Origin of the sequence: Citrobacter sp. CFNIH10 (assembly GCF_002934585.1) — a bacterium.
Classification (GTDB): Bacteria; Pseudomonadota; Gammaproteobacteria; order Enterobacterales; family Enterobacteriaceae; genus Citrobacter_A; species Citrobacter_A amalonaticus.
This window is the reverse complement of the sequence record NZ_CP026216.1, coordinates 2,469,830-2,490,339: the sequence shown is the minus strand read 5'-3', so window position 1 is coordinate 2,490,339 and position 20,510 is coordinate 2,469,830. Positions and strand designations below refer to the sequence as shown.

15 protein-coding genes and 4 pseudogenes are annotated in these 20,510 nt (G+C 52.5%); 7 read left to right on the top strand and 12 right to left on the bottom strand.

The features are described 5' to 3' along the window. Positions 1-5 precede the first annotated feature (5 nt). Both sbmA and C2U53_RS15415 read right to left on the bottom strand, forming a co-directional pair. Entirely contained in the window at positions 6-1,226 is a 1,221-nt protein-coding gene (gene sbmA, locus C2U53_RS15420; protein WP_104446082.1) for a peptide antibiotic transporter SbmA, read from the bottom strand. 118 nt (positions 1,227-1,344) lie between these two features. Continuing rightward, positions 1,345-1,878, bottom strand: a complete 534-nt coding sequence (locus C2U53_RS15415) for an isochorismatase family protein (protein WP_099433859.1) — start codon at positions 1,876-1,878, stop codon at positions 1,345-1,347. A gap of 201 nt (positions 1,879-2,079) precedes the next feature. Here C2U53_RS15415 and ampH point away from each other — a divergent pair, with 201 nt between their 5' ends. Further along, a complete protein-coding gene (gene ampH, locus C2U53_RS15410) occupies positions 2,080-3,237 on the top strand; it encodes a D-alanyl-D-alanine-carboxypeptidase/endopeptidase AmpH (protein WP_104446081.1) in 1,158 nt (385 codons plus the stop codon). Here the strand turns inward: ampH and iprA are convergent, their stop codons facing one another. Continuing rightward, the gene (gene iprA, locus C2U53_RS15405; RefSeq protein WP_104446080.1) at positions 3,238-3,861 is read right to left on the bottom strand and encodes a hydrogen peroxide resistance inhibitor IprA; all 624 of its coding nucleotides are present in this window, start codon (positions 3,859-3,861) and stop codon (positions 3,238-3,240) included. It lies immediately after the preceding gene. An 88-nt stretch (positions 3,862-3,949) separates the two neighbouring features. Further along, positions 3,950-6,871, bottom strand: coding sequence for an autotransporter adhesin EhaB (gene ehaB / locus C2U53_RS15400; protein WP_104446079.1), 2,922 nt, complete (start codon positions 6,869-6,871; stop codon positions 3,950-3,952). 230 nt (positions 6,872-7,101) lie between these two features. Between ehaB and C2U53_RS15395 the strand changes: the two are divergent. After that, positions 7,102-8,298, top strand: a pseudogene (locus C2U53_RS15395) (IS1182-like element ISKpn6 family transposase); the annotation flags it as partial. Between the two features lie 249 nt (positions 8,299-8,547). Here C2U53_RS15395 and C2U53_RS15390 read toward each other — a convergent pair. The 3 genes and pseudogenes from C2U53_RS15390 to C2U53_RS15375 all read right to left on the bottom strand — a co-directional run bounded on the left by C2U53_RS15390 (position 8,548) and on the right by C2U53_RS15375 (position 10,658). After that, positions 8,548-9,429 carry a carbapenem-hydrolyzing class A beta-lactamase KPC-2 gene (locus C2U53_RS15390; protein ID WP_004199234.1) on the bottom strand — a complete coding sequence of 294 codons (882 nt, stop codon included), beginning with the start codon at positions 9,427-9,429 and terminating at the stop codon, positions 8,548-8,550. Between the two features lie 386 nt (positions 9,430-9,815). Next, positions 9,816-9,914 (bottom strand): annotated as a pseudogene (locus tag C2U53_RS15380) (AAA family ATPase); the annotation flags it as partial. A 39-nt stretch (positions 9,915-9,953) separates the two neighbouring features. Next, complete coding sequence (locus tag C2U53_RS15375; RefSeq protein ID WP_001067855.1) at positions 9,954-10,658, bottom strand: IS6-like element IS26 family transposase; 705 nt, start codon at positions 10,656-10,658, stop codon at positions 9,954-9,956. A gap of 121 nt (positions 10,659-10,779) precedes the next feature. Here C2U53_RS15375 and C2U53_RS15370 point away from each other — a divergent pair. The 3 genes and pseudogenes from C2U53_RS15370 to C2U53_RS15360 all read left to right on the top strand — a co-directional run. Then, positions 10,780-11,100 (top strand): annotated as a pseudogene (locus C2U53_RS15370) (PAS domain-containing protein); the annotation flags it as partial. Further along, positions 11,087-11,242: pseudogene (locus tag C2U53_RS15365) on the top strand (helix-turn-helix domain-containing protein); the annotation flags it as partial. The pseudogenes C2U53_RS15370 and C2U53_RS15365, both read left to right, overlap by 14 nt. Positions 11,243-11,335: 93 nt before the next feature. Continuing rightward, positions 11,336-11,980, top strand: a complete 645-nt coding sequence (locus tag C2U53_RS15360; RefSeq protein WP_012954666.1) for a quinolone resistance pentapeptide repeat protein QnrB19 — start codon at positions 11,336-11,338, stop codon at positions 11,978-11,980. 489 nt (positions 11,981-12,469) lie between these two features. Here C2U53_RS15360 and C2U53_RS15350 read toward each other — a convergent pair whose 3' ends face one another. Further along, a complete protein-coding gene (locus tag C2U53_RS15350; RefSeq protein ID WP_000608644.1) occupies positions 12,470-13,732 on the bottom strand; it encodes an IS1380-like element ISEcp1 family transposase in 1,263 nt (420 codons plus the stop codon). A 468-nt stretch (positions 13,733-14,200) separates the two neighbouring features. Between C2U53_RS15350 and hemB the strand changes: the two genes are divergently transcribed. Further along, the gene (hemB, locus tag C2U53_RS15345; protein ID WP_104446078.1) at positions 14,201-15,175 is read left to right on the top strand and encodes a porphobilinogen synthase; all 975 of its coding nucleotides are present in this window, start codon (positions 14,201-14,203) and stop codon (positions 15,173-15,175) included. A 120-nt stretch (positions 15,176-15,295) separates the two neighbouring features. Then, a complete protein-coding gene (locus C2U53_RS15340; RefSeq protein ID WP_104446077.1) occupies positions 15,296-17,017 on the top strand; it encodes a lysophospholipid acyltransferase family protein in 1,722 nt (573 codons plus the stop codon). 42 nt (positions 17,018-17,059) lie between these two features. Here C2U53_RS15340 and tauD read toward each other — a convergent pair whose 3' ends face one another. Genes tauD through tauA form a run of 4 tightly spaced genes read right to left on the bottom strand, consistent with a single transcriptional unit; the run spans position 17,060 to position 20,473 of the window. Then, positions 17,060-17,911 (bottom strand): taurine dioxygenase, encoded by an 852-nt coding sequence (tauD, locus tag C2U53_RS15335; RefSeq protein ID WP_044328384.1) that lies wholly within the window; start codon positions 17,909-17,911, stop codon positions 17,060-17,062. After that, complete coding sequence (tauC, locus tag C2U53_RS15330) at positions 17,908-18,735, bottom strand: taurine ABC transporter permease TauC (RefSeq protein ID WP_043001648.1); 828 nt, start codon at positions 18,733-18,735, stop codon at positions 17,908-17,910. The genes tauD and tauC overlap by 4 nt, the downstream gene beginning before the upstream one ends. Next, a complete protein-coding gene (gene tauB / locus C2U53_RS15325) occupies positions 18,732-19,499 on the bottom strand; it encodes a taurine ABC transporter ATP-binding subunit (RefSeq protein ID WP_104446076.1) in 768 nt (255 codons plus the stop codon). The genes tauC and tauB overlap by 4 nt, the downstream gene beginning before the upstream one ends. 11 nt (positions 19,500-19,510) lie before the next feature. Next, positions 19,511-20,473: a taurine ABC transporter substrate-binding protein gene (gene tauA / locus C2U53_RS15320; protein ID WP_043001650.1), complete on the bottom strand. Its 963-nt coding sequence runs from the start codon at positions 20,471-20,473 to the stop codon at positions 19,511-19,513. Positions 20,474-20,510: the final 37 nt, after the last annotated feature.

Here is a 20,510-nt window from a genome sequence, read left to right as displayed (position 1 = left end):
TTTTGTTAACCAAGTGTGTGGGTGACAGCCTGAATATCCCGCTCGTCCAGTTCACGCTCAAAACTGCGCAGACGTTTATAGATAGACATCAGTTCAACCAGCGTTGTCCACGAGTTGATCAGGTACTGGAACGCGCCCCGCACCTGGCTAAAGACGTTGGTAATTTGCGTCATCAGACCCAGGGTAATCGTACCGGCAACAATCGACGGAAACAGCAGGAACAACCCGAAAACGTTGTCCACCTGCAGGTAGAGAATGCGCGCGATATTAAAATACATGTAGTGGAAATAGAGACGGAAATAGTTCTGGCGAACCGCACTGAACAGCTCACGAACCGTCGGCGGCGTGGCGCGGTTGGCATCATCTTCCCCGTATACCAGCTCTTTACGATAAGCCGCTTCCACCCGCTGATTTTTAAATTCCAGTCCCGGGAGCTTGATCCCGACTACCGCCAGCATACCGGTGCCCATCAGTGACCAGACGATCGCCGCAATCACCAGGCCATAAGGCACATGGCCGACTATCGGCAGTTCGGGCACGTGCGGAGAAAGCGCAACCAGCACCGGCAGGAAGGCGATTAGCGTCATGATAGCGTTAATAAAGCTCACGCCCATGCTTTCCAGCGTTGAGGCAAAACGCATGGTGTCTTCCTGCACACGCTGCGCGGCCCCCTCGATATGGCGCAAATGCTGCCACTGCGCCATGTAATATTCGTTCATCGCCGTACGCCAGCGGAACACATAGTGGCTGACAAAAAAGTTGTTCAGCACGCTAATCACCACGGCAATCAGCGCGATACCAAGAAAGATCCCCAGTTCGTTATAGAACTGGCTCATGGTGACCTTATGTGGTGCGCTGAGGGCGGTCTGGATCAGATCGTAAAATGGCGCATACCAGGCGTTGACGGCCACCCCGACTTCAACGAGAAACCAGGTGACGAAGATAATCAGCGAGGTGCCAAGAATTGACCAGTACTGCCAGCGATGCGGACTGTAGATAAACCAGAACAGCGCAAACAGCCCGACGCAGAGCACGTAGTAGGCATAAAAAATCAGGTAGCTCGGCGACCAGAAACGGGCGGCGCTGATAGGCACGGCGCCCGTTGCACCAGTCATCCGCGCAACCCAGTCCCCACCACCGGCTTGCCAGAAAATAACCGCGACTATTGCCCAAATAAAAGCCGAAAGGAAAAAAGGACCCGGCTTTGGGAAAAAAGACTTAAACATGATGCTCTCCTGCTCACTTCTTATCGTTATGACAACTGCTGTGCTTCTGCCGCTGCGCGGACTAAAAATAAACGATCACAACAGGCGAAACCGCCCATTGTGACCAACATGGCGACGCTTAGTTCGTTTTCCAGTCCTGAAGAATTGTTTCGACGGGTTTCACACGTACCGGATTGCCCGGCACGATCAGATTGCGCCAGACATCATTATGGTGCGCAATCAGCGTCTGGGCAGGTGCAGCCGCGCGATGTGCGGTGGTGTGGGCATCTTCCGCAACCGTAATGCGATAACCCCGGCTGGCACCGTTTCTGATGGTGGTATCGACACAATAGTCCGTCGCACAGCCGCAGATGACAAAGTGTGAAATCGCCTGCTCGCGGAGCAACTGTTCGAGCGCCGTTTTGTAAAAAGCATCGCAGGCGGTTTTCGTGACATATTTGGCGTTCACGGGTGTCTCCAGTTCAGGCAGCAGCGCAAACCCCGCGCTCCCCTCCTCCAGGCCACCCGCCTCGGTGTGTTGAATAAAAATCGTGAGATCGGCTGCCCGCGTCAATTGATTGATACGTTCCACACACGCATCCCGATTAATACGCGGCGTGGCAAACACGCCGATTTGCATATCAACAACCATCACAACCCGTTTTTCAGACATCGTCAGCCCCATCCAAGAGTGGTAATGAAAGATTATTGCACGCCCCGGATCACAAAAGCGGACTTTCTTTCGCGGCAAAAACGCTACGTTTACGCGTCGTTACGTTTTTCTCACTATCCTTGCTCTAATTAGCGCTTTGCAACAGGCGGTACAGTAGTATAAATACGCTTAGTTTTTTACTCTCATTCATGGACACCACCGTTGAAACGTAGTCTGCTTTTTTCTGCCGCGCTGTGTGCGGCGTCATTGACCTCAGTCCAGGCGGCTCAGCCTGTTGCCGAACCGGTTTTTGCGTCTGATATTGTCGAACGTTACGCCGAACATATTTTTTATGGCAGCGGCGCGACGGGGATGGCACTCGTCGTGATCGACGGAAACCAGCGTGTTTTTCGCAGCTTCGGTGAAACCCGTCCGGGCAATAACGTTCGTCCGCAGCTGGATTCGGTGATTCGCATTGCGTCACTCACCAAACTGATGACCAGTGAAATGTTGGTCAAACTGCTCGATCAGGGCACCGTAAAACTGAACGATCCGCTGAGCAAATATGCCCCCGTCGGCGCGCGCGTACCGTCGTATGAGGGAAAACCGATCACGCTGGTCAACCTGGCGACGCACACCAGTGCACTGCCCCGTGAACAACCCGGCGGCGCGGCAAAGCGCCCGGTATTTGTCTGGCCGACGCGTGAACAGCGCTGGAACTATCTCTCCACGGCGACGTTAAAAGCCGCTCCGGGTTCACAGGCGGCCTATTCTAACCTGGCGTTCGACCTGCTGGCGGATGCGCTGGCAAACGCCTCCGGCAAACCCTATGCCCAGCTTTTTGAAGAGAAAATCACCCGGCCGCTTGGCATGAAAGACACGACCTATACTCCCTCTCCCGATCAGTGCAAACGTCTGATGGTCGCGGAGAAAGGGGCCAGTCCGTGTAATAACACGCTGGCAGCCATCGGCAGCGGCGGGGTTTATTCAACGCCGGGGGATATGATGCGCTGGATGCAGCAGTATCTTTCCTCTGATTTTTACCAGCGCAGTAATCAGGCCGACAGAATGCAAACGCTGATTTATCAGCGCGCGCAGTTAACGCGGGTAACCGGTATGGATGTCCCCGGCAAGGCCGATGCGTTGGGCTTAGGATGGGTCTATATGGCGCCGAAGAATGGACGCCCGGGCATTATTCAAAAGACCGGCGGTGGCGGAGGGTTCATTACCTATATGGCAATGATTCCGCAAAAAAATGTGGGTGCGTTTGTCGTTGTCACTCGCTCTCCGCTCACCCGCTTCACAAGCATGAGCGATGGTATTAACGAACTGGTGGTTGAACTGAGCGAAAATACACCGCGCGAGATTCCTGCGTCTTAATTAATAATCAGAAGGCAAACGGTTTATTCCCACCAGTTTGCCTTTATTCATTTCGATGTAGCCGCCTTTTCGTAACGCCGCAAGAACCTCTGCTACCACGGAACGCGAAATTTGCGTGCGCTGATGAATATAACTCATCACCCCAATTTTTGAGCGTAAACCTTCATCCCACTCAATCATCGAGAAAAGGGTGGTTCGGATCTGTTCGTAGGAATTATTGCCAATTAACTGGCGATCGCGCTGTTGCAGGATACGGTTCTGCCAGGTCAGCCAGTAAAACGCCTCACGCCATAGCTGATATTCTTCAATAATCTCAATAGTTTGTGACGACGGCAGGTGATAGCCTGAACATACTCCCTCGCTGATGAGATCATAATGAGCATCATTTTTCATCACCCCATTGCTCAATCCCATAATGAAAGGGGCCTGGGCGATACCCACAAGAATATGTTCATTACGTCTTAATGAGATAATCCCCTCCAGAATCACTACCGTCGTGTCGGGATTCTTTTCAGTGGAATAAAGAAGATGTTTTGCATGGACATATTCAAAACGTGTCCCAAATTTTGACAACGACTTATCAAGCTGAGCAAATTCTTTTAACGGTTTATTCAGAGATAACATCTGCGCGTTCCTTGCAGTAATGCCCGCCAAATTCTTGACGGGCATTTTTTAGATTAACGACGCGATATCCATTTCCGTAAGGGAATGATTACCAGGTATATTTAACGCCTGCGTTAGCCGACCAGTCCTGATCAACATCGCCGCCGCCAAGGTAGTTCGCATCGGTATATGCGCTGAAGTTCTTGGTAAAGCTGAACTGCGTACCCAGCCCAACGCGAACCGCTGAACCTTTGGTGCCATTGTCGATTGAATCGCCGTTGACATCCGCATGGTTGCCCTGATCGTCATACACGTACGCCAGTTTGAAGTAAGGCGTCAGAGCCTGATCCTGGCTATAGGTGAAGGTATAGCCCGTATCTACACCCAGTTCATAACGCATGCTGTCGTAAGACTGACCATCAAGATGCATGTCGTTGCTCAAACGATAGTCGTCACCAGACTGGAACAGACCTGACACGCTGCCATACGGCGTAACATAACCCGCGTCACCCACTTTCCAGTCGTAGCCCACTTTCAAACCGAAGCCCCAGGCATCTGTTGACGTGTTGCCATCGACATACTGACCGTCACTCATATTGGCAGACAGATCGTTGTTGAAGTGAGAGTAGCTCAGGTTGCCATCCACAAAGACGTCATTGGCAAATCGGGCAGAGGAGTACAGGTAAGCAGACTGACTATCCTGATCTACCTGGCCGGTATGGTCGCTCATGTCGCCTTTAGCGAAACCGGCTGCCGCACCAACAATCCATTTAGCGTTGTTACCATCAACTTTGGTATCCACACCCACCATGATGCCGTTGACATCCTGGTCGTAATTGATGGTGCCATTGTCGCCGCTGAAACCGCCGCCGAAGTAGCTTACCCATGCGCCGCCGTTATCCGCCAGACCGTGGCGAGAGTTGGTCAGACGTGTTCCAACGGTATCCTGCTCCAGGTTCCAGGTATTGGTGTTCGCAGACGGGATGCTCAGCGCCATATTGGCATAGTCAGTCAGCTCCATCTGTTGCATAACAACCGTATTACCCTGCTGCTGAGCCTGGTACGTGTACGCCCCCAGGTCTGCTTTATTGGCCGCAGAGAAAGTCGCGGTGCTGTTCTTATCGTTAACGTAGATCAGCTCTTTGCCTTTGTAATCGGCAATGGAGCCTGCACCCGTGGCGTTATCGATACGCACTTTGTAGTTACCGGTTGCCGCCGCAATGCCGTCGCCCGCGTTATCCACTTCAGATAGATCAGCGGTGTAAGCATCACCGTTACCATTAATCGTCAGGTGGCCATCGGAATTCATGCCGATAACACCGTAACCATAGTTTGACTTGCTGGTGTCTGCAGTGCGATCGTTGACCAGATCAGCGTTCAGAACGTAGTTGTTGCTGTGAAGGTCAAATACACCGGCATGCACATTGCCACCCGCATCGGTGGTGCTGGTCAGATTCAGGGTATCCGTCTGCAGCGCATAGTCCGCGCTGTTACCGACATCCAGAACACCGTCGTTTGTGACCTTAATGGTGTTGGCATACAGCGCAGCATCACCCACGCTCCAGCCTGAAGCCACATCATCAGCAATAGTCACGGTACTGTTGTCAACCGTCAGGGTATCTGTCGCGACATGACCATCTTCGTTAATGTTCAGCGCTGCGCCACCGGTCAGGCCAATGGTGTCAGAAACCAGCGATGAATCGCCGACGTTCACCACAGAACCGCTGTTGATGCTCAGCGTATCAATCAGAGAGGTTTTGGTGGTATCCCACTGTGAACCATTCTTCAGCGTGACGTTGAACAGACCGCTTTGATAAACCTCTTTCCCCACAACATGACCATTTTCGTCATAGGCGGTGTCGCCGTTATCAATGCCATACGTTGAGGTCGGCCACAGGCTGTTAGACGCGATATCAATCAGCGTAGCAGTCGCGTCAGTACCCGCAGCAACGCTGTCATACACACCGTCGCCATCGGTATCGACCTGGTGGACGGACATCGCCGCACCCACCCATTTACTACCGTTATCTAATGTCAGATCCAGACGATCGGTGCCATCCCAGCCGTTGGTATCCACATTTGCATCGGTATCACGATAGCTATCAGCGCCGTTCGGGAAGAAGTTTTCGTCAAAGTTGCTGGAGAAAACCACATCGCCCATCAGCGTAGAATTACTGAAAGTTGCGGTGGTCTGCATCGCATTGTCTGCCGCCGGATTTGCAATCACAGCTAATGCAATATCATCTGCGGTGTTTGTACCGCTGTAATCGCTGGCGTTACCGTTATTGCCGAACCAACCCGTGGTGCCTTCGTCAGACAATGAGCCTGAGGTCACGGTAGAGTCCTTCACCGTAATGGTGTTATTGAACACTTCATTGCTGTTTACGCCAGTGCTGACGGTATTATCGTCAACATCCTGCCATTCATAACCCTGAGTCAGGGTAATACCGGCAACATGGGAGTTGTTGCTGATAGCCAGGTCAACTTCCTGATCCAGGGTGATCGCGGTGCCCAGGTTGTAGACATCAACAACATGCGTATCTGCAGTGCCGTCGGTATGGGTGCCGTTGTAAGTATAATGCTCGTAGTTGTCGTCGATAGTTGAGTTATCAACGGTCAGCGCCAGACGATCATAAACATAGCCGGTCGCATCACGTCCGGCACAATCCTCCGTCATGCACTGTGAGGTAATCATTCCGTGAACAGTACTGTTTTTAATCGTCAGGCTGTTACTGTTGGTGTTGGTCGTCAGACCATCATCCAGATAGTACGTTGAAATCACACCGTTAACGGTCGCGTTATTGATGACCGGATAGATGTCTCCGTTATACACGCTATCGGTGCCGTAGTTATTCCAGCCGACATAGCCATCGTAGTACACACCATCCGCATAAGTCGCGTCGTTAAGGTGTTCAAAGGTGGTGTACGTCTTGCCAGAAATATCAGTTGAAGCATTCGCCTGAGAAGTGATTGCCAAAGTGCAGGCTAATGCTAATTGTGAGACTACAAGTTTCTTTTTCCAGGAGTGCATTTGTCATCCCTCCTCAGGGACGTAATAGTGTTGATCCATCAATATCAATGCATAGAAAACATTATGTTTCGCGAAGAGGATTATGCGGTGTCCACAATGAAAGGTTCAATTATTCTTTATCCGTAGTCCGAAAACGGACAATAACAAAAACCAGGAAAATACTCAGTTGAAAAATAAAAAATCACTTATAAATCAATACAATAAAAAGGAAAAAGACAAGGATATATATAATAAGCGCATTCCACGCCCGGTATGCCGGCGGTGGTCCGGGCAATCAGCCGTTTCATCCGGCGATGATGGTCAAAGTGCTGATCTATGGTTACGCGAGCGGCGTCTTCTCTTCGCGCAAACTAGCCAGGAAGCTGTACGAGGATGTCGCGTTGCGTGTGCTGGCCGCTGGAAACTTCCCGGCCCACCGCACGCTGAGTGACTTCCGTGCCCTACACCTGACCGAGCTTGAGAATTTGTTCGTTCAGGTGGTGCAACTGGCGCGCGAATGTGGGCTGGTGAAGCTTGGCACGATCGCGGTCGACGGCACCAAGGTAAAAGCCAACGCCAGCCGCCACAAGGCGATGAGCTATAAGCGCATGAAGCCGGCCGAGGACGAATTGCATTGCGAGATCAAGGCGCTGCTTGATCGCGCCAAGGCTACCGACGACCAGGAGCGTAACGAGCCGGAGCTGGACATTCCTGCCGAGATTTCTCGCCGCGAGAAGCGCCTGGAGGCGATCCAGGCGGCAAAGGCGCGCCTGGAAGCGCGCCAGCGTGAAGCGGACCAGGCCCGGGGGCGCAGCGAAGACGATGGCCGCCGGCCTCGCCATCCGGATGGCTCGGACAAGGGCGGTGGCTCGTACAAACGCGAGTTTGGTGTGCCGGATGACCGTGATCAGGAAAGCTTCACCGATCCGGACAGCCGGATCATGAAACACGCCGGTGGTGGCTCCGAGCAGAGCTACAACGGGTACACAGCGGTCGATGCCGAGCACCAGATCATCGTGGCGGCGGAGTTGACCAACTGCGCCGCGGACAGTCAGGCGCTGCTGGGCATGCTGGCAGCAGTTCAGGCCAACACCGGAGAAATGCCGGCCCAGACGCTGGCGGATGCGGGATTCCGTAGTGAGGCTGTTCTGGCAAAGGTCGCCGATCACCACGGCGATGTCATCGTTGCCCTCGGCCGCGAGGGACGTGAAGATGCCAAGGTCAATGCCAAGACCCATCCGCATACGGCGGCGATTGCGGCGAAATTGAAAACGGAGCAAGGCGATGCAGCTTACCGCCGGCGCAAGTCGATCGTGGAGGCTCCGAATGGTTGGATCAAGGCGGTGATGGGATTGCGTCAGTTCAGCATGAGGGGCCTGGACAAGGTGCAAGCCGAGTGGAAGCTCGTCTGCATGGCGCTAAATCTGAGGCGAATGGCGTATCTGTGAGGGCGAAGGTTAAATGGGGCGGCTCAAATGCACCCCAGTCGTCATAACACGCCGCGCGCCGCAAGATTGGTATCCTTGGCGCCGACGCCTTGCCAATTGCAGAGAGCGCCGCCGCCATCGTCAGTGCTCTACAGAAAACCGGTCACACGGCTCTGCCGCGCAGACTCCTAGCCTAAATGTGACAGTGGTTGGTAATCCATGCCGCCCGCAAGGGCGGCGGTGGTGGGCCAATAGATGATTTTCAGAGCCTTACTGCCCGTTGACGCCCAATCCCTCGAGCGCGAGTCTAGCCGCAGCGGCGATGACGGCCTCGCTGTGCTTGTCATCCTTGTTAGGCGCCCGGGTGTAGACGGCCAACACAATAGGTGCGCGCCCAGTGGGCCAGACGACGGCATAGTCATTTGCCGTGCCATACACTCCGCAGGTTCCGGTTTTGTCTCCGACTGCCCAGTCTGCCGGCACCGCCGCGCGGATGCGGTGGTTGCCGGTCGTGTTTCCCTTTAGCCAATCAACAAACTGCTGCCGCTGCGGCGCAGCCAGTGCAGAGCCCAGTGTCAGTTTTTGTAAGCTTTCCGTCACGGCGCGCGGCGATGAGGTATCGCGCGCATCGCCTGGGATGGCGGAGTTCAGCTCCAGCTCCCAGCGGTCCAGACGGAACGTGGTATCGCCGATAGAGCGCATGAAGGCCGTCAGCCCGGCCGGGCCGCCCAACTCCTTCAGCAACAAATTGGCGGCGGCGTTATCACTGTATTGCACGGCGGCCGCGGACAGCTCCGCCACCGTCATGCCTGTTGTCAGATATTTTTCCGAGATGGGTGACCACGGAACCAGCGCATTTTTGCCGTAACGGATGGGTGTGTCCAGCAAGCCGGCCTGCTGCTGGCTGCGAGCCAGCACAGCGGCAGCAAGAAAGCCCTTGAATGAGCTGCACAGTGGGAAGCGCTCCTCAGCGCGGTAACTTACAGTTGCGCCTGAGCCGGTATCCATCGCGTACACACCGATGGAGCCGCCAAAGTCCTGTTCGAGTTTAGCGAATGGTTCCGCGACGAGGTTGGTCAGCGCGGTGGCAGAAAAGCCAGCCAGCGGCCATGAGAGACAAGACAGCAGAACTAGACGGCGATACAGTGACATCAACGATATTCCTTGTTTGAAGGTGGAGCTAGGTGTAGCGGCCGGATGTAATCAGGCCGCTACAGCTGGGATTATCACCGAGCGGCAAGCCGCTCCCTCTCCAGAGGCTGTAACGGCTGTAACTGCCCCGGATGGGCACACATCGGGTTGGTAAGTCCCTGGCACCACAACGTCCAGCGCTATTGAAAAACGAATCAGGTCGGCGTTCATGGGTCGGCCACCTCGCCTGACCTCGGCATCCACGTTACGGACGGCCTCAGGAAGTCCTGGCCAAGCCCCGACTATTGGGGCGCGAAGATAGCACCGAGGGTACGCCGGTGTCAACACCAACTGAAAACTGACCCACTTTACCCCTGAATCACCAAAGTAATACTGACCCACCTGGATCATTCGGGTTTGGAATTTTTCCTGACCACTCCCGCCTTCCTCTTGTCCTTCAAGCGGTAGCTTTCGCCGCTCAGGGTCAGGATATGGCACTGTTGCAAAGTTAGCGATGAGGCAGCCTTTTGTCTTATTCAAAGGCCTTACATTTCAAAAACTCTGCTTACCAGGCGCATTTCGCCCAGGGGATCACCATAATAAAATGCTGAGGCCTGGCCTTTGCGTAGTGCACGCATCACCTCAATACCTTTGATGGTGGCGTAAGCCGTCTTCATGGATTTAAATCCCAGCGTGGCGCCGATTATCCGTTTCAGTTTGCCATGATCGCATTCAATCACGTTGTTCCGGTACTTAATCTGTCGGTGTTCAACGTCAGACGGGCACCGGCCTTCGCGTTTGAGCAGAGCAAGCGCGCGACCATAGGCGGGCGCTTTATCCGTGTTGATGAATCGCGGGATCTGCCACTTCTTCACGTTGTTGAGGATTTTACCCAGAAACCGGTATGCAGCTTTGCTGTTACGACGGGAGGAGAGATAAAAATCGACAGTGCGGCCCCGGCTGTCGACGGCCCGGTACAGATACGCCCAGCGGCCATTGACCTTCACGTAGGTTTCATCCATGTGCCACGGGCAAAGATCGGAAGGGTTACGCCAGTACCAGCGCAGCCGTTTTTCCATTTCAGGCGCATAACGCTGAACCCAGCGGTAAATCGTGGAGTGATCGACATTCACTCCGCGTTCAGCCAGCATCTCCTGCAGCTCACGGTAACTGATGCCGTATTTGCAGTACCAGCGTACGGCCCACAGAATGATGTCACGCTGAAAATGCCGGCCTTTGAATGGGTTCATGTGCAGCTCCATCAGCAAAAGGGGATGATAAGTTTATCACCACCGACTATTTGCAACAGTGCCAGAAATTGGGCTTAATGCCGAAAACAATAAAATAAAACAGCCAACCCTTGAGGTTCTTATGCGCCAGAATTTACCAGTGACGGGTCGAAACTTAGAACTCCCAAAAGATGCCAATATTCTTTCGACTACCTCCCCTCAAAGCCATATCACGTACGTTAATCCTGACTTCATTAAAATCAGTGGTTTCACTGAGGAAGAACTATTAGGCCAGCCTCACAACATCGTAAGACACCCAGATATGCCGCCTGCTGCATTTGAGCATATGTGGAGTACATTAAAATCTGGCCGCTCATGGATGGGGCTAGTAAAAAATCGCTGTAAAAATGGCGACCACTATTGGGTAAGTGCTTATGTAACGCCAATAGCTAACGCTGGATCTGCGTGAATTCCAGCAGCAGCAAGAGAAAGACTTTCTACAAACCAGCTTACAGCAGGCTAAATTTAACCAGAAAAAAGCCGCTGAATTACTGGGTCTGACTTATCATCAGCTACGTGCCTTGCTGAAGAAACACCAGATCTAATACGCATTTGCAGGTGTCATACTGGCGGGTTTGACGCATAACGTCATAAGGTTTACCATGGCGTCATTACTGTATAAAAACACAGGCATAGATATGACTCTGGCATTAGTTGGCGAAAAAATTGACAGAAATCGCTTCACCGGTGAGAAAGTTGAAAATAGTACATTTTTTAACTGCGATTTTTCAGGTGCCGACCTGAGCGGCACTGAATTTATCGGCTGCCAGTTCTATGATCGCGAAAGTCAGAAAGGGTGCAATTTTAGTCGCGCAATGCTGAAAGATGCCATTTTCAAAAGCTGTGATTTATCAATGGCAGATTTCCGCAACGTCAGTGCCTTGGGCATTGAAATTCGCCACTGCCGCGCACAAGGCGCAGATTTCCGCGGTGCAAGCTTTATGAATATGATCACCACGCGCACCTGGTTTTGCAGCGCATATATCACTAATACTAATCTAAGCTACGCCAATTTTTCGAAAGTCGTGTTGGAAAAGTGTGAGCTGTGGGAAAACCGCTGGATGGGGACTCAGGTACTGGGTGCGACGTTCAGTGGTTCAGATCTCTCCGGCGGCGAGTTTTCGACTTTCGACTGGCGAGCAGCAAACTTCACACATTGCGATCTGACCAATTCGGAGTTAGGTGACTTAGATATTCGGGGTGTTGATTTACAAGGCGTTAAGTTAGACAGCTACCAGGCATCGTTGCTCATGGAGCGGCTTGGCATCGCTGTGATTGGTTAGTTCAGCGTTTACACCGGGAGATGCGTTTGACGATTTACTTTTAACCAGTACGACTCCTGGCAAGCATTGTGAAACGTTTTCTCCAGTGGACGAATATCCTGACCTACCGCATCAACGACATGCCATCTAATGCTGCATTCTGGACAGGAATTTGATGAATATCTAACCAATTCATTTTCGCGAGAACAACGAATAACCACTCCCGAATCATGAAGCCATGTCTTATTTATAATCTCAACTTCAGCCATGTCATCCCGTTTACTGACATCCTCAATACAAATACCTAAATTCCACGTGTGTTTTTTATTAGCTTCAAAAATCACTATTTCACGAAGAATTTAGACTGCTTCTCACACATTGTAACATTATTTACAACCACCTTTCAATCATTTTTGATAAATCATTGATTTCATCTTTGCTGCAATGATACTTAATAAACTCTGCAAGTTATCCACAGAGCAACACTCAATTTTATTGATGATATTCTTATTATACCAGACATTTTTCATACACTCCCTTGTACGGATAGTTTTCCGACAACTTCATGATTACATATCTTGCGGTTTTGATTATTTTTGCTGCAAGAAATACATACTTCAAACGAAAGGTCTTTATTTGCTGTCTGTATTCTGAAGAGTCCAAGGAATCAAACTTGAACAACAAAAATAGGTTATATGAAAGCATCATCATTTGAAACACGGCTTCATTCGCCCAAAATGACTTTAGCAAGAGATGACCCACCGCCATGTCGTATTTGGCTTCTTTGATATAGTTTTCAGCATTACCACGCTTTTCATAGTATATAACTACTTTTTCAGAAAGCAAGGTAGTATTTGTTACAAAGAAAAAGTAGTCGTATTCGGAACCTTCTAAAAGTGATAATTGTGCTCTTTCTTTTTCTGGTTTCAGTACGCGAGATACGACAAATCTTCTGTCTTTTTCCCATTTAACTAATTTTGTATACAGTTCTGTAGTTTCTCTACCTTCTTCTCCTTTAACGAATACAATTGATGAATTCGTTGCTTGTGAGGTGAGTGTAGAATAACTTTTGGCTTTAATTAAATATTTGCATCCAAGAGATTCTATCGTTTCGATAATTTTTTCATCAAAGTAGCCACTATCCATTCGAAATAAAATTTCTAAATCGTCTGATTTGATGTTAGCAACAATTTCTTTGATCATTTCCGCAGCACCGTTTGCAGTGTAAGTATTGCCACTTCTTACAAATCCGGTAACATATGCTTTTAATTCGTCGCAAAATGCAAATTGGATATTGTAGCATCGGTTTCCCAGTTTCTTAGGATTATATCCTTTTGACGCACCTTCTTGATGACCTTCTACGTTAATTACACTACTATCAATATCAATCGTAATGGATGTCAATTTACTTTTAGTGAGCAGTTTTTTAAAGACTTTAAAATTAATGTCTCTAAACATTTGGGTTGTCTTGAAGTTGAAGTTTCCTAGAAACCGTGACACTGTTTCAGGTTCTTTTACGGAAATATCAAACTCGTTGACGAGGGGATCATTTTGAAGTAGCTTTAGACGTTCTAACTTATCAATGCCAATGAAGTGACCGCAGAGCATGGTCTTTATATGATTCATCTTGATTTTATTTGTTGAGTCATTATCAAATACGAGGTCATTTTCAATAAAATCAAAAATCCCATTGCTTTTTGCATTCTCAAGGAGCAGAAAAAGACCTGCATTTGATGTTAGATTCTTAGCTTTGAAATCAATTTTATTAATCATAATTAGAACCCCTTTTTACTACTTTTCTTACTATTATTTTACCATATATCGAGTCATAAAAGCTGATAATTTAACATATTTTTGAGCACTTTTCTTTCACCCAATGGGTGAAAGCTGAATTTCGAAGGAATGCATATTTATCAAGGCTTTGATTATGCTTTTTGAAGTACTGACGTAGAATCTAGGTAATAAATCAATACTTAATGCAGCGAGCATTGATAATAACGAACAAATAAAAAACCAGCCAACCTAAATAAATAAAAACTCAAATAAATAGATATTTAAAATAACCAAACGAATAACAATCACACTTTCAAATATGAATTTTTAGCTATTCATATTAAAAAATTGCCATGCGATTTCTTTTATTTATTAATAAAACAAAACAATAAGGCCCATTTTCGTAAAACACTCGCCCGCGGCTTCAGGTATACTATGGCCTTCACTTTCACAAGCATCAGGCATCCCATGACAGACTTAATCCATCGCCCTCGCCGTCTGCGCAAATCTGCAGCGCTACGTGCCATGTTTGAAGAGACAACACTCAGCTTGAACGATCTGGTGTTGCCGATCTTTGTTGAAGAAGAACTCGACGACTACAAAGCGATTGAGGCCATGCCCGGCGTCATGCGCATCCCGGAAAAACACCTGGCGCGCGAGATTGAGCGTATTGCCAACGCCGGTATTCGTTCCGTCATGACCTTTGGCATCTCACACCATACCGATGACACCGGTAGCGATGCCTGGAAGGAAGACGGTCTGGTGGCGCGGATGTCGCGTATCTGCAAGCAGACCGTACCAGAAATGATCGTGATGTCAGACACCTGCTTCTGCGAATATACCTCCCACGGTCACTGCGGCGTGCTGTGTGAACACGGCGTCGATAACGACGCCACGCTGGCAAACCTGGGTAAACAGGCGGTTGTCGCGGCCGCCGCAGGCGCAGATTTCATCGCCCCTTCCGCGGCGATGGATGGTCAGGTGCAGGCGATTCGCCAGGCGCTGGATGCCGCAGGCTTTACCGACACCGCCATCATGTCCTACTCCACCAAATTTGCCTCGTCGTTCTATGGTCCGTTCCGCGAAGCGGCGGGCACGGCGCTGAAAGGCGATCGCAAAACCTACCAGATGAACCCGATGAACCGCCGTGAAGCGATTCGCGAATCGTTGCTTGATGAAGCACAGGGCGCGGACTGCCTGATGGTGAAGCCGGCGGGAGCCTATCTTGACGTACTGCGTGACATTCGTGAGAGCACAGAGCTGCCGCTCGGCGCGTATCAGGTCAGCGGCGAATACGCGATGATCAAATTTGCCGCTATGGCAGGCGCCATTGATGAAGAAAAAGTGGTACTGGAAAGCTTAGGCGCTATCAAACGCGCAGGCGCGGATCTGATCTTCAGCTACTTCGCACTGGATCTGGCAGAGAAAAAAATCCTGCGTTAAGTTTTCCCTGAACATGCCGGGTGGCCTCGCCATCCGGCCTTTCCCCAAAACGTCACCCAAACGTCATACCAGCGACACTTACCGCTTCTACTGTCAGCACAGGAAGAAGGAGGTGTTGTGATGTTCAGTCTCGATAACGTACTCAGCGACCTTTGGCCCGAGGCAAGAACCACGCCCTGGCAGAAAAAGGTGTTACAACGCGTATTGTATGAAAAAGAGTTCCAGCTGTTTGCCGCCCGCCATTGCCATCTGAAAGGCGTGGATATGGTGGAACAAGTCCTGGAACATCTCCAAATACGTTGTGAAATCCCCGAGCACCACATTGAAAACATCCCCGAAAATGGCCCTCTGATCATTATTGCCAACCACCCTACCGGGGCGCTGGATGGACTGGCGCTCATCTATGCCCTCTCCCGCGTACGGCGCGACATCAAAGTGGTGACTAACCGGCTGCTCTCCCATCTGGAACCTTTGAGTTCGTTGTTTATCCCGGTCGATAATATTCAGGGACGCACGCCCAAATCGTCGTTACAGCAAATGGATAGCCATCTGCAGACCGGCGGCGCGCTGGTTTTCTTCCCGGCAGGGGAAGTTTCGCGTCTCACGCTAAAGGGAATCGCTGAACGCCGCTGGCACTCCGGGTTTATCCGCATGGCAGAAAAGTACCGGACGCCGCTACTGCCGGTACATATTCAGGCCTATAACAGTCCGCTGTTCTATGCCAGCGGACTGGTTTCTTCCCGCGCCACGCTGCTGCTGTTAATGCAGCAAATGTTTCGCCGCCGTGGCAGCACGCTACCCGTACGTATAGGCCAGCAAATTGCCTGGACGCAATGGTCTACCAGCAAAAGCAGCGTGCGCGAGCAGGCGGAAAAGTGCCGGGAGCACGTGATTGCGCTGGGCAAAGGCCGACCAGGTCTCTTTCGTACCGAATCGACAATCGCCCCGCCGGAAAACAGAGCGCGACTGAAACGCGAGCTGGCACAGGCGGAATGTCTGGGAATAACCGCCGACGGTAAGCACATTTATCTCTGGCAGCGCAACGGGCAAGAGGAAGCGACGGTCCTGCGCGAGCTGGGACGACTGCGTGAAATCGCCTTTCGCGCCGTGGGTGAAGGGAGCGGCAAGCGCAGAGATATCGATCGCTACGATGATGACTATCTGCATTTGATCTTATGGGACGAGGAGGATCTTGAGATCGTCGGCGCTTACCGGTTTATCCCCTGCGCACAACAACTGGAAAAGCAGGGGCTGGATGGGCTCTACAGTCACAGTCTGTTTGATTACGATGAGCAGATGGCGGACATCATGAAACACGGTATTGAGCTGGGACGTAGCTTTATTCAGCCGTGCTACTGGGGACGTCGCGGGCTGGATTATCTCTGGTCAGGAATCGGCGCATACCTGGCGCGTTACCCGCAGTATCGTTACCTGTTCGGACCCGTGTCTATCTCCGGAGGATTACCGCCGGATGCGCGCGATCTGCTGGTTGCCTTCTATCGTCTGTGGTTCCCGCCCACGCATCCGCTGGCCGTCTCACGGCAGCCGTATCCCGCTTCGCTACCGGATGTGCTGGCGCAGTTTACCGGTAGCGACTACGCCGACGATCTGACGCGGCTGAAGTCGCTGCTGGGAAATCTGGGCTGCGGTATTCCCCCACTCTATAAGCAATACTCAGAGCTCTGCGAACCCGGCGGCGTACAGTTCATCGATTTCGGCAGCGATCCGGATTTTAACCACTGTGTCGATGGCCTGGTATTGGTGGATTTGACCCGTCTGAAGGCCAACCGTTATCAGCGCTATATTGAGGCACATTTATCACGCCATTGCCCGGTGACGTGACGCGTACCGGGCCGACAATGACATACCGGCCCGAGGCGGAAATTACGGCGCTCGATAAAACGGTTTATCCCCTAAAATCGTGGCACGGTGCATAATACGCCGCTGCGGCAGGTAATCGGCGTTCGCATAATGCTGCGTCACACGATTATCCCAAATCGCCACATCATTCGGCTGCCAGCGCCAGCGCACCTGGAATTCCGGTTTCGTAATATGCGCAAACAGAAAGCCAAGCAGCGCCTCACTCTCTTTCTCCGTGACGTCAACAATGCGCGTAGTGAAGCCTTCATTCACAAACAGCGCCTGCTTACCACTGATCGGATGGGTTCTTACCACCGGGTGCACCAGCGGCGGATGCTTTGCCACCGCTTCACGCCAGCGCTGATGCTCTTCCTCTGTTTTGCGGTATTTGTATTCCTGGAAGGACTTGCGGAAGTCATGCTCCGCCCGCAAACCGCTCAGCAACTGACGAAACGGCTCCGACAACGCCTCATACGCCGCAATGCCGCTGGTCCACAGCGTGTCGCCCCCGGTTGACGGCAACGCTTTTGCCGCCAGAATCGCCCCGGCAGGCGGTGTCTCAATAAACGTCACGTCGGTGTGCCAGTTGTCATTATCCGGCGGATTATCATTGTGGGTATCCAGCACGATAATCTCCTCGACGCCCTCCGCATGCGGATAGACCGGATGGATATGCAGATCGCCAAAGCGCTGGGCCAACGCCCGTTGCTGTTGTGGCGTAATGGCCTGTTCGCGCAGGAACACCACCTGATGGCGCAGTACCGCATGATAAAGCTGCTCAAACTGATTGTCGCTCAGCGGACGGGTCAAATCCGCCCCGGCGATCTGTGCGCCGATGTACGGCCCCAGCGGGGTAATGCTCAGACGTTCACTCATTGGACTTCTCCATGCCAGGGCGTCAGACGGCGCTGAAGCGCACGCAGACCCAGTTCTAAAATAAAGGCGATAATCGCAATCACCGCGATCCCCGCCAGCACCACGTCGGTCGCCAGAAACTCACCGGCCGACTGCACCATAAACCCTAACCCCCGCGTTGCCGCAATCAGCTCCGCCGCCACCAGCGTCGACCAGCCCACGCCAAGTCCGATGCGTAATCCGGTGAGGATCTCCGGCAGCGCGCCTGGCAGGATCACCAGCCACAGTACCTGCGCCCGGCTCGCGCCCAGCGATCGGGCGGCGCGGATCCGTACCTGCTGCGCGCTCTTCACCCCCGCCAGCGCCGACATGGCGACCGGGGCAAAAATTGCCAGGTAGATCAACAGGATCTTGGACGTTTCGCCAATCCCGAACCAGATAACCATTAATGGCAGATAAGCCAGCGGCGGCACCGGACGATAAAGCTCGATGATCGGGTCGAGAATGCCGCGTAGCGTCGGACTGAGCCCCATCGCAATCCCGACCGGAATACCGAAAGCCACCGCAGCCAGCAGCGCCAGCACGATGCGGGTCAGGCTCGCGGCCAGATGCTGCCACAGCGTGGCATCCATAAATCCTTGCGGACCAGCGATGGTGATAAGCTTTTGCATCACCTGGTCCGGCGGCGGCAAAAACAACGGGCTTATCAGCTGCAGCGCGGCAACCGTCCACCACACCGCCAGAATCACCGTTAGCGTCGCCAGGCTCAGCGTAATCTGGCGCGAGAACGGCCAGCGCCATCTCAGTGGCCGTTGGCGCGGTTTGTCGTTGATCACCACACTCATGAGAAGGCCTCCCGTTGTTCAAAGACGCGGCTTAAGACATATTCGCGGGTCGCGATAAACTGCGGATCGGACTTAATGCTGCGGCTCGCTTCGCCGGCCACAAAGCGCCGGGCAAAGGTCAACGGCAGACGCTCCAGCACCCGGCCAGGTCCTGGTGACAACAGCACCAGTTCGGTCGCCATAAACACTGCTTCTTCAATATCATGTGTTATCAGCAGCACCTGCTTGCCGGTCTCATGCCAGAGTTTCAGCAGCAGGGTTTGCATCTTTTCACGAGTAAAGGCGTCCAGCGCGCCAAAGGGTTCATCCAGCAGCAACAGCTGTGGGTTCGCCGCCAGCGCGCGGGCAATGCCAACGCGCTGGCGCTGACCGCCGGAAAGCTGCCAGATGAAGCGTTTTCCCGCGCCTTCCAGCCCCACTTTTTTCAACATATCCTGAGCGATGCTGACACGCTGCGCTTTCCCGATGCCCGCCAGTTGCAGACCCAACGCGACGTTATCCTGCACGTTGCGCCACGGCAGCAGCCCTTCGTGTTGAAACACCACGCCGCGCTCTGCCCCCGGCCCGTCAACGCGTTTTCCCGCCAGCTGAATGCTGCCGTGTTGATACGGTACAAATCCGGCAATCAGGTTCAGCAGCGTTGTTTTGCCACATCCCGAAGGCCCCAGCACCACCAGCAGTTCACCGCTGTCGAGCGTCAGATTGATATCTTCCAGCGCCGGTTTACCACCGTAATCGGCGTACAGATGAGAAAGTTGCAGCATCAGCGCCTCCTTTATTGCACGAAGCGGTCGGTGACGTACTGGCTGTAATCGCTTGCCACCGCAGGCACCTTGCCCTGCTCTTTCAGAAACTGCGCGGTGTCGATAATCGCTTTGTTCACCGGTCCGGTTAGCTCAGCCGTCTGCTGCTGGGGAGTGAGATAGGTATTGCCTTTTACCAGTCCCGGCACATCGGCTTCCGGAACGCCGCTCAGACGCGACAGCTTGCTGATGTTCTCCGGTTGCTTCAGCCATTCGTCGGGATTGGCGATATAGGACTGCTGCGCGTCGATGGCGCTTTTCGCGAAGGCTTTCACTACCTCCGGATGCTTCTCGGCAAAGTCTTTGCGCACGACCCACACATCCAGCGTCGGTGCGCCCCACTCACCGACTTTTTCCGAGTCGGTCAGCACCTTGCCGTCTTTTTCCAGCGCGTTAACGGCAGGTGCCCAGACGTAGGCACCATCAATATCTCCGCGCTGCCAGGCGGCGATAATCGCTGGCGGCTGCAGGTTCACAATCTCCACCTGACCGGGTTTAATCCCCCAGTGTTTTAACGCGGCCAACAGGCTGTAGTGGGTGGTGGAGATAAACGGCACCGCGATGCGTTTGCCGATCAGATCCTCGGGCTTACCAATCGTTTTTTTCACCACCAGCGCTTCGGAGTTACCGAGTTTTGACGCCAGCAGGAAAACCTCGATCGGCACCTGCTGACTGGCGGCGACCGCCAGCGGACTGGAGCCGAGATTACCGATTTGCACGTCGCCGGAGGCCAGGGCGCGCACAATACTCGCGCCGCTGTCGAATTTACGCCAGTCGACGGTGGCCCCACTCTCTTTGGCGAAGGTGTTATCCGCCTGGGCCACTTTTGCCGGTTCAGCGGAGGTTTGATACGCGACGGTGACGTTCACCGCCTGCGCCTGAAAGGTGATGAATGCCAGTGCGGCAAGAAGTGTATTACGCGATGAAACGGCCATAGTGTCTGCTCCCCTGTCTTGTTATGGAGGCAGTATT